The sequence below is a fragment of the Streptomyces thermolilacinus SPC6 genome (genome assembly GCF_000478605.2).
GTDB lineage: Bacteria > Actinomycetota > Actinomycetes > Streptomycetales > Streptomycetaceae > Streptomyces > Streptomyces thermolilacinus.
Genome location: NZ_ASHX02000001.1, coordinates 4,067,760 through 4,083,676 on the forward strand (window position 1 = coordinate 4,067,760; position 15,917 = coordinate 4,083,676).

11 protein-coding genes are annotated in these 15,917 nt (G+C 73.6%); 4 read left to right on the top strand and 7 right to left on the bottom strand.

All coding sequences use genetic code 11. The annotated features are described in order from the left end of the window. Positions 1-140: 140 nt before the first annotated feature. Positions 141-641, bottom strand: coding sequence for an Rv3235 family protein (locus J116_RS17645; protein ID WP_023588398.1), 501 nt, complete (start codon positions 639-641; stop codon positions 141-143). 843 nt (positions 642-1,484) lie between these two features. On the opposite strand from J116_RS17645, the gene J116_RS17650 reads away from it, so the two are divergent. From J116_RS17650 to J116_RS17660, 3 genes are all read left to right on the top strand, one after another. Continuing rightward, entirely contained in the window at positions 1,485-1,991 is a 507-nt protein-coding gene (locus J116_RS17650) for a DUF6912 family protein (RefSeq protein WP_023588399.1), read from the top strand. A gap of 43 nt (positions 1,992-2,034) precedes the next feature. Continuing rightward, positions 2,035-2,697, top strand: coding sequence for an HAD family hydrolase (locus J116_RS17655; protein WP_023588400.1), 663 nt, complete (start codon positions 2,035-2,037; stop codon positions 2,695-2,697). 625 nt (positions 2,698-3,322) lie between these two features. Then, positions 3,323-8,263 (top strand): NAD-glutamate dehydrogenase, encoded by a 4,941-nt coding sequence (locus tag J116_RS17660; protein ID WP_023588401.1) that lies wholly within the window; start codon positions 3,323-3,325, stop codon positions 8,261-8,263. Between the two features lie 236 nt (positions 8,264-8,499). Here J116_RS17660 and J116_RS17665 read toward each other — a convergent pair whose 3' ends face one another. From J116_RS17665 to J116_RS17675, 3 genes are all read right to left on the bottom strand, one after another. Then, entirely contained in the window at positions 8,500-9,768 is a 1,269-nt protein-coding gene (locus J116_RS17665) for a glycosyltransferase 87 family protein (RefSeq protein ID WP_023588402.1), read from the bottom strand. Positions 9,769-9,918: 150 nt separating this feature from the next. Beyond that, positions 9,919-10,683, bottom strand: a complete 765-nt coding sequence (locus tag J116_RS17670) for an ABC transporter ATP-binding protein (RefSeq protein WP_023588403.1) — start codon at positions 10,681-10,683, stop codon at positions 9,919-9,921. Further along, complete coding sequence (locus tag J116_RS17675) at positions 10,676-11,641, bottom strand: ABC transporter permease (protein ID WP_023588404.1); 966 nt, start codon at positions 11,639-11,641, stop codon at positions 10,676-10,678. Before J116_RS17675 ends, J116_RS17670 begins: the two co-directional genes overlap by 8 nt. 245 nt (positions 11,642-11,886) lie before the next feature. Between J116_RS17675 and J116_RS17680 the strand changes: the two genes are divergently transcribed. Beyond that, complete coding sequence (locus J116_RS17680) at positions 11,887-12,498, top strand: TetR/AcrR family transcriptional regulator (protein WP_235617361.1); 612 nt, start codon at positions 11,887-11,889, stop codon at positions 12,496-12,498. Positions 12,499-12,877: 379 nt separating this feature from the next. On the opposite strand, the gene J116_RS28655 is transcribed toward J116_RS17680, so the two are convergent. The 3 genes from J116_RS28655 to J116_RS17690 all read right to left on the bottom strand — a co-directional run bounded on the left by J116_RS28655 (position 12,878) and on the right by J116_RS17690 (position 15,916). Continuing rightward, positions 12,878-13,543, bottom strand: coding sequence for a phosphotransferase (locus J116_RS28655; protein WP_107487078.1), 666 nt, complete (start codon positions 13,541-13,543; stop codon positions 12,878-12,880). A 64-nt stretch (positions 13,544-13,607) separates the two neighbouring features. Next, entirely contained in the window at positions 13,608-14,567 is a 960-nt protein-coding gene (locus J116_RS17685) for a carbohydrate ABC transporter permease (protein WP_051203546.1), read from the bottom strand. Next, positions 14,564-15,916, bottom strand: coding sequence for a carbohydrate ABC transporter permease (locus J116_RS17690; protein ID WP_023588406.1), 1,353 nt, complete (start codon positions 15,914-15,916; stop codon positions 14,564-14,566). The genes J116_RS17685 and J116_RS17690 overlap by 4 nt, the downstream gene beginning before the upstream one ends. Between the last annotated feature and the right edge of the window lies 1 nt (position 15,917).

The following is a 15,917-nucleotide window of genomic DNA, read 5'->3' on the forward strand; positions in this document are numbered from 1 at the left end:
GGCGGGGTGCTGTGAGGCCGCTGGAGGGGCCTTGCGGGCCCCCGTGCGGCCTCCGGAGGCTGTGCGGGGCCGCTGGCGCGGCTTGATAAGCGGCTGGTGGGCTCCCTGCCCCTCGGCGGCGGAGCGGGGAGCCCGAGTGGCTACGCGGGGCCGAGGTCCACAGCCGCGCAGCGCCACCTGCGGTCCTGGCCCCGTTCCAGGCGGAACGCCATCGCCCGTACCCGAGCGCCCGTCGTCACGGTGGCGAACGCCTCCACCACGCTCTCCGACAGCGGGGCCCCACCGCACCGGCGCAGTACCGGGCGGGAGCCGCGGGTGGTGCCGGCGGGGCGCAGGGGGTTGGCCGGGGCCAGGCGGATCAGCTGCTCGTACGCCTCGCCGATCGTGTGGCCCAGCATCCAGTGCACGGGCCGCTCCCCGGTCAGTACGGCCAGCAGCCGCTCGGCGAACACCACGTGCGGCGGCAGGACGCGCGGGCGTACGGCGACCGTCGAACCGGCCGGTGGGCGGGGCCGTACGGCTCCGGGGCGGGCCTCGCCGGGGCGGCTGCTGCCCGGCCGCGCGCTGCCGCCCGGCCGACGCAGGTCACGCCGCCCACCGGGGCGGCCCGCCGCACGCGCCACCCGCCCGGTCTCGGGCACGGCTGCCCGGGCGTTGCCGGGTCCGGACGGGTGCGTTTCGGCCCGGCGTGGGTCGGGGGCTGGCGGCGCAGCCGGGTGCGGGCCGACCGGTGAGGGCGCAACGGGGTTCGAGGCGGCCTGATCCGAGCTTGCCGGTGATGGTGCGGCTGAGTGCGAATGTGCCGGTGGCGGGGCGGTCGGGTGCGGGGAGACCGGGTGGGCGCCCGTCCCGTGCGAGCCCGCCGGTGTTGGGGCGGCCCGGTGCGGGGCGGCCGAGGAGGTACCGGCCTCGCGCGGGTCTGCGGGTGACGGGTCTGCCTGGGGTGCCGTGACCGGGTGCGCGGGGGCCGAGTGGGTGTCGGGCCGGTGCGAGCCAGTGGGTGACGGGGCTGTCGGGTGCGCCGTGGCCGAGTGCGTAACGGTCGGGCGGGGGTGGAGCTTGGGGGGCGTGGCGTTGCGGGCGGGGGTGGTGCCAAGGCCCTCCGGGGGCTTCCAGCGGGGTGGGGTGGTGGAGTGCGTGTCGGCCGGGCCCCGGGGCGACGGGACGTGGGCGGGCCGTGCTTCGGGGGTGGAGATCGGGGTGGGCGGCATCGGCGTGGTCCCTTCCGTCAGCCCGGATTACCGGGGGGTAACTTCGCGCTGGCCCACTTCTACGGGTGCGTCACCCGCCCCGCAACGACCTGTCAAGCCCGTGCCACGACGGCCCGGAATCACCTGTCCGGGTGACAGGGGCCAAGGGGCGTCTGGGTTCACGAGGGGTCCGTGCAACGCGCGGTGGACGTCGGGGACCCCCAATACCAGCCCCCGAAGGGGTACGGCCGCACGTATCCTGAGGACGTCTGTCGACTACGAAAGCGGCCTGTCATGCGCGTGTACGTTCCCCTGACCCTCCCCGGTCTCGCACAGGCGCACAGGACGGGAACCCTCGGCGCGGGCACGCTCACCGCGTACGCCGTCACGCCTGGCCTGCGCGAGTGGTACGTCTCCGACGACATCGAGGAGCTGGAGTACGCCGCGCTCAGCCGCGCAGCAGCCGCCTCGCTGCGCCTCATCGCCGCCGACCCGGACGCCGCGCGCCGCCGGGTCGTCGTCGCCGTGGACGTCCCGGACGGCGCCGCGACCGCCGACCCCGACCGGGGCCTCGACCCCGCGTCGGTCGGCGAGGTGCGGGTCGCCGGGCCCGTGCCGCTGGCCAAGGCCGCGGCCGTACACGCCGACTCGTCCGACGCCGAGGCCGATGTGACCGCCGCCGCCGACGCGCTCGGCGCGGCCGACATGGGCGACGACGACGCCCAGTTCACCGTGGACGGCGCCGAGGACCACGAGCTGCTCTGGTACGGCGTCCAGGAGATCCCGAACCTGGTGGACTGAGGCCCGGGGTCCGTTGTCGGACCCTGCCGGTACGGTTTTCGCCATGGGGAAGTACCGCGCGCATCTGGTCTGGGACTGGAACGGGACTCTGCTCGACGACATCACGGCCGTCATCGAGGCGACGAACGCCGCCTTCGAGGAGATAGGCCTGCCGCCGATCACGCTCGAGCGGTACCGGGAGCTGTACTGCGTGCCGATCCCCCTGTTCTACGAGCGGCTGCTCGGCCGGCTGCCCAGCGAGGAGGAGTGGGCCGTCATGGACGGCACGTTCCACCGGCACTACTGGTCGCGTGCCGACGCGTGCGGGCTCACCGACGGGGCGGCCGAGCTGCTGGCGGCGGCGCGCGAGTTCGGGCGGACCCAGTCGCTGCTGTCGCTGGCGCCGCACGAGCGCCTGGTGCCGCTGGTGCGGCAGCACGGCATCCACGACTGGTTCGTCCGCGTCGACGGGCGTACGGGCCACTCCACGTCCGGCAAGGCCGAGCACATGGTGCGGCACCTGAGGGCCCTGGACGGCGTCCCGCCCGAGCGGATCGTCGTCATCGGGGACGCGGCGGACGACGCGGTCGCGGCGGCGCACGTCGGCGCGCGGGCGGTGCTGTACACGGGCGGTTCGCACAGCCGGGCCAGCCTGGAGGCCGTGGGCGTTCCGGTGGTGGACACGCTGACGGAAGCCGTCGCCGTCGCCGAGGACCTGGTCGCCTGAGCGGGCATCCCGACACCTGACGCCCGGCGCCCGGACCGCGCCCACGACGCCCACCGCGCCCGGCGCCCCGCGCCCATCCCGCCCGGCGCCCGGACCGCGCCGACGCCTCGACGGCGTCCGACCGACGCGCCCGGCGCGCCAGTGCCCCCGCGCGTGGACGCCCGGCGGACCGTACGGCCGTGCGGCTCGACGTCCGGAAGGGGGGCCCGACCGTGGCCCGGTCTGGTGGGGTTCGTGGGGAGCTGGGCGGCTTGCCCGCTCGCGCGCGCGTCTGTCGCTGTCCACACTGTCAAACTTCGCGGCTGTCTTTTGTACACATACGGCTCATGACGGCCGAGGGGTGAGGAGCGATAGCCTGGACCCGTGATCAGCGCTATACGCCGTGGGGGCAGCGGAGCCCCCGGCCGGCGCCCGATGTGCCTTCGTGCCCGGGCGGCAGCTGATCCTTTCTGCCCGGTTCCCCCGCCACCCAAGGCTTCCCCGCCGAGATTGGCCGAGAATGATCCGGGCTTCTCTCATTCAGGCATAACGTCCACGACGAGCGGATACCCCGCGTTGAAGCGTGAACGTGACGCCGCCCCCTTCCCCTACGTCACGCAACGGCGCGCGACAGGAGCCAGAGGACATGCAGACCAAGCTGGACGAAGCCAAGGCCGAGCTGCTCGAACGGGCCGCCCGGGTAGCTGAGAACGAGACCGGGGACAGGCCCGACCCGGGCACCGTGCTCGAGTACCTCCAGCGTTACTACCTGCACACCGCTCCCGAGGACCTCACGGACCGCGACCCCGTCGACGTGTACGGCGCCGCGCTCTCCCACTACCGGCTGGCCGAGAACCGCCCCCAGGGCACGGCCAACGTCCGCGTGCACACGCCGACCGTCGAGGAGAACGGCTGGACGTGCAGCCACTCCGTGGTCGAGGTCGTCACCGACGACATGCCGTTCCTGGTGGACTCCGTCACCAACGAGCTGTCCCGGCAGAACCGCGGCATCCACCTCGTCGTGCACCCGCAGGTCGTCGTCCGCCGTGATGTGACCGGAAAGCTCGTCGAGGTCATCACCTCCGGCCCCGGCTCCGAGTTCGGCGGCCACACCAGGCCGCAGGACGCGCTGGTCGAGTCGTGGATCCACGTCGAGATCGACCGCGAGACCGACCGCGCCGACCTCAAGCAGATCACCGCCGACCTGCTGCGCGTCCTGTCCGACGTCCGCGAGGCCGTCGAGGACTGGGAGAAGATGCGCGACGCCGCGCTCCGCCTCTCCGAGGGCCTCGCCGACGAGCCGACCGCCGCCGACCTGCGGCCCAGCGAGGTCGAGGAGGCCCGCGAGCTGCTGCGCTGGCTGGCCGACGACCACTTCACGTTCCTCGGCTACCGCGAGTACAACCTCGTGGACGGCGACGCCCTCGCCGCCGTCCCCGGCACCGGCCTCGGCATCCTGCGCTCCGACCCGCACCACAGCGGCGACGACGCCCACGGCCACCCGGTCTCGCCGTCGTTCAACCGGCTGCCCGCCGACGCCCGCGCCAAGGCCCGCGAGCACAAGCTGCTCATCCTCACCAAGGCCAACAGCCGCGCCACCGTCCACCGCCCGTCGTACCTGGACTACATCGGCGTCAAGAAGTTCGACGCGCAGGGCAACGTCGTCGGCGAGCGCCGCTTCCTCGGCCTGTTCTCGTCCGCCGCGTACACCGAGTCCGTGCGGCGCGTCCCCGTCATCCGCCGAAAGGTCGCCGAGGTCCTCGACGCGGCGGGCTTCTCGCCCGCCAGCCACGACGGCCGCGACCTGCTGCAGATCCTGGAGACGTACCCCCGCGACGAGCTGTTCCAGACGCCCGTCGACCAGCTGCTGTCCATCGTCACCAGCGTCCTGTACCTCCAGGAGCGCCGCCGGCTGCGCCTCTACCTGCGCCAGGACGAGTACGGCCGCTACTACTCGGCGCTCGTCTACCTGCCGCGCGACCGGTTCAACACGACCGTCCGCGAGCGGCTCACCGACATCCTGAAGGAGGAGCTCGGCGGCACCAGCGTGGACTTCACCGCCTGGAACACCGAGTCCGTCCTCTCCCGCCTCCACTTCGTCGTCCGCGTCCCGCAGGGCACCACCCTCACCCCGCTCACCGACGCCGACGCCGACCGCATCGAGAACCGGCTCGCCGAGGCCGCCCGCTCCTGGGCCGACGGCTTCAGCGAGGCGCTCAACGCCGAGACCGGCGAGGAGCGCGCCGCCGAGCTGCTGCGCCGCTACGGCAACGCCTTCACCGAGGGCTACAAGGCCGACCACTCGCCGCGCGCCGCCGTCGCCGACGTCCTCCAGATGGAGCAGCTCACCCAGGGCGGCGAGGACTTCGCGCTGTCCCTGTACGAGCCGGTCGGCGCCGCCCCCGGCGAGCGCCGCTTCAAGATCTACAAGACGGGCGCGCAGGTCTCCCTCTCCGCCGTGCTGCCGGTCCTCAACCGGCTCGGCGTCGAGGTCGTCGACGAGCGGCCGTACGAGCTGCGCTGCGCCGACCGCACGCACGCCTGGATCTACGACTTCGGCCTGCGCATGCCCGCGCCCGCCGGGAGCGGCGGCGACTACCTGGGCGACGACGCCCGCGAGCGGTTCCAGGAGGCGTTCGCCGCGACCTGGACCGGGCAGGCCGAGAACGACGGCTTCAACGCCCTGGTGCTGCGCGCCGGGCTGTCCTGGCGGCAGGCGATGGTGCTGCGCGCGTACGCCAAGTACCTGCGGCAGGCCGGTTCGACGTTCAGCCAGGACTACATGGAGGACACCCTCCGCGACAACGTCCACACGACGCGGCTGCTCGTCTCGCTGTTCGAGGCGCGGATGTCGCCCGAGCGGCAGCGGGCCGGGACCGAGCTGACGGACGGCATCCTGGAGGAGCTCGACGGCGCCCTCGACCAGGTCGCCTCGCTCGACGAGGACCGCATCCTGCGCTCCTTCCTCACCGTCATCAAGGCGACCCTGCGGACCAACTTCTTCCAGAAGGACGCCGACGGGCGGCCGCACGCGTACGTGTCGATGAAGTTCGACCCGCAGGCCATCCCCGACCTGCCGGCGCCGCGCCCCGCGTTCGAGATCTGGGTGTACTCGCCCCGCGTCGAGGGCGTCCACCTGCGGTTCGGCAAGGTCGCGCGCGGTGGTCTGCGCTGGTCGGACCGGCGCGAGGACTTCCGTACGGAGATCCTCGGCCTGGTCAAGGCGCAGATGGTGAAGAACACCGTCATCGTCCCGGTCGGCGCGAAGGGCGGCTTCGTCGCCAAGCAGCTGCCCGACCCGTCCGTGGACCGCGACGCGTGGATGGCCGAGGGCATCGCCTCGTACCGGACGTTCATCTCCGCGCTGCTCGACATCACCGACAACCTGGTCGGCGGCGAGGTCGTGCCGCCCGCCGACGTGGTCCGCCACGACGAGGACGACACGTACCTGGTCGTCGCCGCCGACAAGGGCACCGCGACGTTCTCCGACATCGCCAACGAGGTCGCCGTCGGGTACGGCTTCTGGCTCGGTGACGCCTTCGCGTCCGGCGGCTCCGCCGGGTACGACCACAAGGGCATGGGCATCACCGCGCGCGGCGCGTGGGAGTCCGTGAAGCGGCACTTCCGCGAGCTGGGCCACGACACGCAGACGCAGGACTTCACCGTCGTCGGCGTCGGCGACATGTCCGGCGACGTGTTCGGCAACGGCATGCTGCTGTCCGAGCACATCCGGCTCGTCGCCGCGTTCGACCACCGGCACATCTTCATCGACCCGAACCCGGACGCGGCCGTCTCGTACGCCGAGCGGCGCCGCCTGTTCGAGCTGCCCCGCAGCTCCTGGGCCGACTACAACGCCGACCTGCTCTCCCCGGGCGGCGGCGTCCACTCGCGGCAGGCCAAGTCCATCCCGGTCAACGCCCACATGCGGGCGGCGCTCGGCATCGACGAGGGCGTCACCAAGCTGACCCCGGCCGAGCTGATGAAGGCGATCCTCAAGGCCCCGGTGGACCTGCTGTGGAACGGCGGCATCGGCACGTACGTCAAGGCGTCCAGCGAGTCGCACGCCGACGTCGGCGACAAGGCCAACGACGCGATCCGCGTCAACGGCGAGGACCTGCGCGTCAAGGTCGTCGGCGAGGGCGGCAACCTCGGCCTCACCCAGCTCGGACGGATCGAGTTCGCCCGCAGCGGCGGACCCGAGGGCACCGGCGGCAAGGTCAACACCGACGCCATCGACAACAGCGCGGGCGTGGACACCTCCGACCACGAGGTGAACATCAAGATCCTGCTGAACGGCCTCGTCGCGGACGGCGACATGACCGTCAAGCAGCGCAACAAGATCCTCGCGGAGATGACCGACGAGGTGGGCCGCCTGGTCCTGCGCAACAACTACGCGCAGAACGTGGCGCTCGCCCTCGCCGTCCACCAGTCCGGCTCCCTCCTCCACGCCCACCAGCGGTTCCTGCGCCGCCTGGAGAGCGACGGGCACCTCGACCGCGACCTGGAGTTCCTGCCCAGCGACCGGCAGATCCGCGAGCTGCTGGGCACGGGCAAGGGCCTCAGTCAGCCCGAGCTCGCCGTCCTCATGGCGTACACCAAGATCACGGTGGCGGAGGAGCTGATCGCCACCGACCTGCCGGACGACCCGTACCTGCGGAGCCTGCTCCACGAGTACTTCCCGACGACGCTGCGCGAGCAGTTCCCCGACCAGATCGACGCGCACGCGCTGCGCCGCGAGATCATCACCACGATCCTCGTGAACGACACGGTCAACAGCGGCGGCTCGACGTTCCTGCACCGCCTGCGGGAGGAGACCGGCGCGTCGATCGCGGAGATCGTCCGGGCGCAGACCGCCGCCCGCGCCATCTTCGGCCTGGGCGGGGTCTGGGACGCCGTCGAGGCGCTCGACAACAGGGTCCCGGCCGAGGTGCAGACCCGCATCCGGCTCCACTCGCGCCGCCTCGTCGAGCGCGGTACGCGCTGGCTGCTCAACAACCGGCCGCAGCCGCTCCAGCTCGCCGAGACGATCGACTTCTTCGGCGCCCGCGTCGAGCAGGTGTGGGCCGAGCTGCCGAAGATGCTGCGCGGCGCCGACCTGGAGTGGTACGAGGGCCTGGTCACCGAGCTGACCACGGCGGGCGTGCCGGGCGAGCTGGCGGCGCGGGTCGCCGGGTTCTCGTCGGCGTTCCCGACGCTGGACATCGTGGCCATCGCGGACCGCACCGGCAAGGACGCCCTCGCCGTCGCCGAGGTGTATTACGACCTCGCCGACCGGCTGCGGATCACGCAGCTGATGGACCGGATCATCGAGCTGCCGCGGGCCGACCGCTGGCAGTCGATGGCCCGCGCCGCGATCCGCGAGGACCTGTACGCGGCGCACGCCGCGCTCACCTCCGACGTGCTGTCGGCCGGGAACGGCACGTCCACGCCGGAGGAGCGGTTCACCGCCTGGGAGGACAAGAACGCCTCGCTGCTGGCGCGCGCCCGGACGACGCTGGAGGAGATCCAGGGCTCCGACGCGTTCGACCTGGCGAACCTTTCGGTGGCGATGCGGACGATGCGTACGCTGCTGCGCACCCACAGCTGAGCGCCCGCTCCGCGTGCGCCGGGGGCGCCCACCCGTGTGGTGGGCGCCCCCGGCGCGTTCCGCGGGTGGGGGCGGTGGGGGCGGTGGGGCGTCGGGGCGGTGCGGGCGGTGGGGCGCGCTTCCGTGGTCGTACGCCCCTGCGGGCTGTGGTACGCACCCGCCGTGTCGCCGTGCCCGTACCTGCTCCCGTACGCCTTCGTCGTCTCCCCGCGCCCGTACGTGCTCCTGTACGCCCCCTACCGCTGCCGTGCCGCGCCCGCGGCCGTGCTCCACGGGACGCGCAGGACGTCCGGGGCCGACTCCTCCCACAGCAGCCGGCACGACAGCAGCGCTGCCGCGACGAGCAGCCCGTTGCGGGCCAGCATCAGCAGGCACCCGACCGGCGTGACGGCCAGCACCTCCCCGTACAGCAGCGGGTAGGCGAACGAGGTCAGCGCGGCGGCGGGCAACAGCAGCAGGGCGACCGGCCGCTGCGTGGTGTTCCGGGACGTCAGGCACACCGCCGCCAGCCCCAGCGCCCACACGAGGTACTGGGGGCTGATCACCCGGCTCGTGACCGTCACCAGCAGCACGGCGGCCAGCGCCGCGTCCAGGGGCGTGGCGTCCGACCAGTGCAGCGACCGCACCCGCCACATCACCAGCCACAGCAGCGCCACCCCGGTGCACACCAGCGACCCGGTGGCGACCGCCTCCACGGGCGGCCCGGCGAACTCGAACGCCCCGTACCGGAAGACGACCTCCCCGCGCCACCCCACCAGGTGCGCGAGCGACAGCAGCGTCCCGCCGACCGACTCCACCTGCACGCCCCGGCCGCCCTGGTGCCGCAGGAAGTCCAGGGTGTGCGGGTACGCCACGGCCAGCGCCACCGCACCCACCAGCGCGGTGACCACCGCCGACCACCAGGACCGCCGCGTGCCGGGCCCCGGCGTCGTACCGGTCAGGGTGAGCAGCGGCCAGCCCTTGGCGAGCGCGCCGAGCCCCGCCAGTACGCCGCCGAGCCGCGCCCGCCCGGCGCGCAGCGCGAGGAGGGCGGCCACGGCCAGCGCGGTGACCGGCAGGTCGTAGCGGGCGAGCGGGGTGTGCAGCAGCAAGGGCAGGCCGCCGGTCCAGTACCAGGCGCCGTCCCCGCCGGCGCGCGCCAGGGCGAGGGTCACCGCGAGGTCGGCGAGCAGGGCCAGCGCGACGAACGCCTGGAAGTACGTGAGGCCCGGCACGCCGCCCGGCGCGAGGATCACCAGGGCGGCGCCGGGCGGGTACTGCCAGGTCGTCTCGTCGGCGGGCAGGTCGCCGCCCGCGATCCGCTCGTACCAGTGGCGGTAGAGGACGTGGACCTCCTTGCCGACCTCGCCGATGCCGAGCGTGTCGTGGGTCAGCAGCCACAGCAGCGCGGCGCGGCTGACCGCCCAGACGGCGAGCAGGGGCAGGAGGTCGGGCCGGTGCCGCTCACGGAAGCGGAGCCGGTCACGGCTGAAGGTCGGCGGGGCGCTGAGCCGGTGCGTGGTCATCCCCGCGAACACTAGTGACGCTTTGGGGTGGTTCGCCCGTTGTCTACGGCGTCGGGGTGACGGGTGGCGGGGGAACGGGCGGCGGGGGTGACGGACAGCGGCTCGGCGGGCGTCGCGTGCCGTGACCGGCGGGCGGCCGGGTCCGGAGGCTCAGCGCGTGCCGCGCTCGTACGCCGTGACCACCTCGTCGGACGGGCCGTCCATCAGGACCCGGCCCGACTCCAGCCAGATCGCCCGGTCGCAGGTCTCCCGGATGGTCGAGTTGCTGTGGCTGACGAGGAACACCGTGCCCGCCTCGGCGCGCAGTTCGTTGATCCGCTGCTGGCTGCGCTGCCGGAACGCCGCGTCGCCGGTGGCCAGCGCCTCGTCGATGAGCAGCACGTCGTGGGAGCGGGCGGCGGCGATGGAGAACCGCAGCCGGGCGCCCATCCCGGAGGAGTACGTGCGCATCGGCAGGGACACGAAGTCACCCTTGTCGTTGATCCCGGAGAACTCCACGATCCGCTCGTACCGCTCCTTCACCTCCGCACGGGTCATGCCCATCGCGAGGCCGCCGAGGACGATGTTCCGTTCGCCCGTCAGGTCGCCCATCAGCGCGGCGTTGACGCCGAGGAGGCTGGGCTGGCCCTGGGTGTAGACGTGGCCCCGGCTGGGCGGCAGCAGGCCCGCGACGGCCTTCAGGAGCGTGGACTTGCCGGAGCCGTTGCTGCCGATGAGCCCGATGGCCTCACCCTTGTACGCGGCGAAGCTGACGCCCTTGACGGCGTGCACCGTACGGGTCGCCGGGGCGGCCCTCCCTCGCGCGAGGACCCTGCCGAGGAGCGAGGTCCCGGCGGGGCGGGCGGACCGCGCGCCCTGCACGGTGTAGGTCACGTGGACGTCGTCCACGACGACGGTCGGTACGCGTTCAGCCACGGCCGTACGTCTCCTCTGCCTGCCAGAACCAGATGAACCCGCCGACGAAGGCGGCCAGCGCCCAGCCCGCGGCCGCCGCCCACACGTGGGGCGGGAGCTGCGCGGCGGTGAAGCTGTCGATCAGCGCGAAGCGGACCAGGTCGATGTAGAGGGCCGCCGGGTTGTACTGGAGGGCCAGCTCCACCAGGCGCGGCAGCTGCCGGCCCGCCAGGACGTGCTGGATGCTCCACATCACGCCCGACGCGTACATCCAGGTCCGCAGCACGAACGGCATCACCTGCGCCACGTCCGGCGTCCGCGCCGCGAGCCGCGCCAGGACGAGCGCCACGCCCGCGTTGAAGAGCGTCTGGAGCACCAGCGCCGGAACGGCGAGCAGCCAGGACGGGCCCGGCCGCGCGCCGAAGCCGACCAGGATGGCGAGCAGCGCGGCCAGCGAGAACGCCAGCTGCTGGAGCTGCTGGAGGGCCAGCGCGAGGGGGAGGCTCGCGCGCGGGAAGTGCAGGGCGCGCACCAGGCCGAGGTTGCCGCTGATGGCGCGGGTTCCGGCCGTGATCGTGCTGGAGGTGAACGTCCAGATGAAGACGCCCGTCACCAGGAACGCCGCGAAGTCGGGGACCTGGTTCCGCGTGTCCATCAGGACGCCGAAGATGAAGTAGTACACGGCCGCGTTGAGCAGCGGCGTGGCCACCTGCCACAGCTGCCCCAGCCTGGCCTGGCTGTACTGGGCGGTGAGGCGGGCCGTCGCGAAGGCGGTGATGAAGTGGCGCCGCGACCACAGCTGCCGCACGTACCGGGGGAGCGGCGGGCGGGCGCCGCTGACGGTCAGCCCGTGGCGCAGGGCGAGGGCCCGCAGGTCCTCGCCGGGGACCTCGTACGAGGGGGTCGTTCGCGGGCCGGGGGCGGGCGGCCGGGGCGCGACCGGTGGTGGCGCGGCCGGTGGTGGCGCGATGGTGCTCACGGGACTCACCGGGGCGCTCCCCTTTCGTCGGGATCTCGTGCGATGGCGTCGGGACCGGACGCGCGACAGCGGTCGCGATCCGATGCGACGACGTGGTGGCGACGACGTGGATGCGACAGCGCGTCGCGATCTGACGCGACCTCGTCGGGACGCATCCGTATCGTCGCTACGTCGAGGTTAGGGCTCTCGCACGTTGGAACGCAACCGTTCCGTCGTGACGAGGGTGCCGCGCTATGATCCCCGGCATGACGCCACCCCCGCCCGGAACCCCCCGCCGCGCCCCCGCCGGAGCCGCCGTGCTCCGCGAGGACGTGACCGAAGCGATCCGCGCGGCCGTCTTCGAGGAGCTGGCCGCGGTCGGGTTCGCGCGCATGTCCATCGAGGGCATCGCACGGCGGGCCGGTGTCGGCAAGACCGCCGTCTACCGGCGCTGGAAGTCCAAGCTGTCGCTGGTGCTCGACCTGCTGACCGCGTTCGCCGTCGAGGGCCTGCCCGCCCCCGCGACCGGCTCGCTGTACGGCGATGTGCGCGCCCTGCTGGAGGTCGCCGCGCACGCGCTGCGCCACCCGGTCGCGTCGCAGGTCATCCCCGACCTGCTGGTGGAGGCGGCCCGGCACCCGGAGATCACCGAGGCGGTACGGGCGACGCTGCTCGACAGCCAGCGCGGGGTCGTCGCGCAGGTGGTGCGGGACGCGGTCGAGCGGGGCGAGCTGGCCCGGGGCGCGGACGCGGACCGGGCGCTCGACCTCGTCGTGGGCCCGCTGTACTGGCGGCTGGTGGTCGTACGGGACGCGCGGCTGCCGGAGGGGTACCTCGACGACCTGGCCCACGCGTCGGTGGCCGCCCTGCGGGCCTGAGGGACGCGCACGCCCGGGCGGCGCGTACCGTCCTGCGGCCTGCCGGGCGCGCGCCCGGCACGAGGGGGACACGCCGGCGCGCGCGGGGTCAGGGCGCGTACCGTCGTGTCCGCGAGCGCCTCCACGGCCGCGCGGTGGCCCGCGGCGGCCAGCACCGGGTTCCTGACGCGGTGGTGGTGCTGGGCCGTCGGCCCGAAGCACAGCGCCCAGCCTTGCCCCCCGCCCGGCCGCGCCCCCGCGCCCGGCCGCGCCCCCGCGCCCGGCCGCGTCGTCCACGTCGGCGGCGGCCCGGACACCTCACGCGGACCGGCCGTGAGGACCGTCCACGCGGGCGTCAGGTCGCACGCCGGGTCCTCCACGCCGAGCCCACCGAAGTCGATCACGGCCGTGAGGGTGCCGTCCCGCCGAGCAGGTTGCCCGGCAGCAGGTCGCCGTGGAGCCACACCGGGTCGCCCTCCCGCGGCGGGAGCCGCAGCACCGCCTCCCACGCCGCGGTGGCGGCGTCCCCGTCGCGGTGCCGTCCGCGTCGAGGTCCCGGATCGCGGCGCGCGCGTCCGCGTCGCGGCCACGGACCGGGCCACCCCGGAACGACGGCGGGCCGCCCGTCGCGCCGACGCCACGCAGCGCCCGTACGAACCCGCCCAGCGACTCGGCGCGCCCTCCAGGCCGGTGGGCGGCTCGTCGTACGCGTCGGCGCCGTCCAGCCGGCGCAGCACCGACCAGGGCGGCGGGAAGCCCTCGCCCGGCTCGCCCCGGCCGACCGGCACCGGAGCGGCGAGCGGCAGGTGCGGCACCAGACGCGGCAGCCGGCGCTGCTCCTTGGCGACCCTGCCGGGCGGCGCCCCGGACGCGCGGCAGCCGCACCACGAGGACGTCGCCGAGCCGGTACATGGCGTTGTCCGTACCGGCGGACGGCACCCTGGTGACGGGCAGGTCCGCCCAGCGCGGGAACCGCGCGGCGATCAGGCGGCCCACCAGGTCGGCGTCGATGTCCAGTTCGTCGTCGTGCGTCCCGGGCCCGGGCACGGTGGGGGAGCCCGGTCAGCCGTACGCCGCCGCTCCACGGGCTTCCCCGGCCGGTACGCCCCCCACCTCCCGTACGGGCGGGGCTACTTCACCGCGCCCGCCATCACCCCCGACACGAATTGCCGCTGGAACGCGAAGAACACCGCCAGCGGCACCACCATCGACACGAACGCGCCCGGCGCCAGCACGTCGATGTTGTTGCCGAACTGGCGGACCTGCTGCTGGAGCGCCACCGTGATCGGCGGGGAGTCCGAGTCGGCGAAGATCAGCGCGACCAGCATGTCGTTCCACACCCACAGGAACTGGAAGATGCCGAGCGAGGCGATGGCCGGACCGCCCAGCGGCAGCACCACGCGCGCGAAGAGCCGGATCTCGCCCGCCCCGTCGAGGCGGGCCGCCTCCAGCAGTTCGCGCGGGATCTCCGCGAAGAAGTTGCGCAGCAGGAAGATCGCGAACGGCAGACCGAACGCCGTGTGGAACAGGACCACGCCCAGCGTCGTCTCGAACACGCCGATCTCCCCGAACAGCTTCGACACGGGGACGAGCGCCACCTGCACGGGCACCACCAGCAGTCCCACCACGGCGAGGAACCACCAGTCCCGGCCCGGGAACTCCATCCACGCGAACGCGTATCCGGCGAGGGAGCCGATCACGACGACGAGCAGCGTCGCCGGGACGGTGATCAGGACCGTGGACAGCAGCGAGTCGGTGATCGTGTCGTTGCGGAGGATCGCCGCGTAGTTGTCGGCCGTCAGCTGCGCGGGCGCGGTGAACACCGTCCACCAGCCGCTCCCGCTGATGTCGGACGGCGACCGCAGCGACGACAGCAGCAGCCCCGCCGTGGGCATCAGCCAGAACAGCGCGACCAGGACGAGGAACACCCGCACCACGCCCCCGCCGAGCCGCGCCACCGCCCGCGCCGCCCACGAGCCGCGGGACGGCGGGGAGGCAGAGGAGCCACCGGAGGCCCGGGAGCTCTGCGAGCCCCGGGAAGCCGGGGAGCGGGGGGAGTCCGGCGCGGCCGGTCCGGTACGAGACGTCATCGCCGCGACTCCCTCCGTATGCGCCGGATGTTGAAGAACATCACCGGTATCACCAGCAACAGCAGCAGCACGGAGATCGCGCTGCCCACGCCCAGGTGGGCGTCCGTGCCGAACGACGACCGGTACAGCTGGAGCGCCAGGACGTTCGCGTCGTCCTGCACCGACCCCGGCGCGATGATGAACACCAGGTCGAAGATCTTCAGCACGTTGATCATCAGCGTGACCAGCACCACCGCCAGCACCGGCGCGAGCAGCGGCACCGTCACGCGGCGGAACACCTGCCACTCGTTGGCGCCGTCCACGCGCGCGGCCTCCAGCAGTTCGCGCGGCAGACCGGCGAGCCCCGCCGCGATGAGGACCATCGCGAAGCCCGCCCACATCCAGATGTAGCTGCCGATCACCGCGGGCGTGACCAGCGTGGGGCCGAGCCAGTCCACGCCGTTGTACGGCTCCCGGAAGTTCGACTCCGGCAGCCGCAGCAGCGCCCCGTCCGCCGACGCGGGCAGGGTGAACGAGCCGTCCGCCGCCGCCGTGGCCGAGGCGACGACCCGCCCGTCCTTCACCGCCTCGATCCGCAGCCCCTTCAGGCCCAGCTCCTTGGCGTCGACGGTGTTGGGCGTGCCGCCGCCGCCCTTGGTGAAGTCCAGCCACGCCGTGCCGGTCACCGTCCCGGGCTCCGGGCGCGGAGGCGCGGCCGGGCGGGCGTCGCCGGGCATCTTGGCGGGGGCCACGCCGACGAGCGGCAGCAGCGCCGGGGTTCCGGCCCGTACCGGCTCCTTCGTCTCGTACGCGCCCTTGCCCGCGGGCTTCAGCGGGTGCACCGGCAGGGGGCGGGCCTTGGGGTACCCGGAGGACTCGGCGAACGTGTCGTGGACGCCCACCCACACGGCGTTCGCCACGCCCCGGTCGGGGTCCTGCTCGTACACGAGCCGGAAGATGATCCCGGCGGCGAGCATGGAGATCGCCATCGGCATGAAGACGACCAGCTTGAACGCCGTGCCCCAGCGGACCCGTTCGGTCAGCACGGCGAAGATCAGCCCCAGCGCGGTGGCCAGCGTCGGGGCCACGACGACCCAGAGCGCGTTGTTCCGCACCGCTGTCAGGATCGTGTCGTCGGTGAAGATCTCCACGTAGTTGTCCAGGCCGGCGAAGCCCGTGCCGGCCCGGTCGAAGAACGACCGCTGGACGGAGTACCCGATCGGGTACACGACGAGCGCGCCCAGCAGCACCAGCGCGGGCAGCAGGAACGCCCCGGCGACCAGCCCGCGCGTGCCCGTCACCCGTCTGCGGGTGGCCGCCCGGTGCGTCCGCCGGTGCCGCTGCTGCCGTGTCGGGGGAGCGGCTGCCACG

Excerpts from the sequence above, each read along its gene's own strand:
- J116_RS17650 (WP_023588399.1), top strand. The coding sequence starts at position 1,485 with ATGCGCGTGTACGTTCCCCTGACCCTCCCCGGTCTCGCACAGGCGCAC.
- J116_RS17655 (WP_023588400.1), top strand. The coding sequence starts at position 2,035 with ATGGGGAAGTACCGCGCGCATCTGGTCTGGGACTGGAACGGGACTCTG.
- J116_RS17660 (WP_023588401.1), top strand. The coding sequence starts at position 3,323 with ATGCAGACCAAGCTGGACGAAGCCAAGGCCGAGCTGCTCGAACGGGCC.
- J116_RS17665 (WP_023588402.1), bottom strand. The coding sequence starts at position 9,768 with ATGACCACGCACCGGCTCAGCGCCCCGCCGACCTTCAGCCGTGACCGG.
- J116_RS17680 (WP_235617361.1), top strand. The coding sequence starts at position 11,887 with ATGACGCCACCCCCGCCCGGAACCCCCCGCCGCGCCCCCGCCGGAGCC.
- J116_RS17685 (WP_051203546.1), bottom strand. The coding sequence starts at position 14,567 with ATGACGTCTCGTACCGGACCGGCCGCGCCGGACTCCCCCCGCTCCCCG.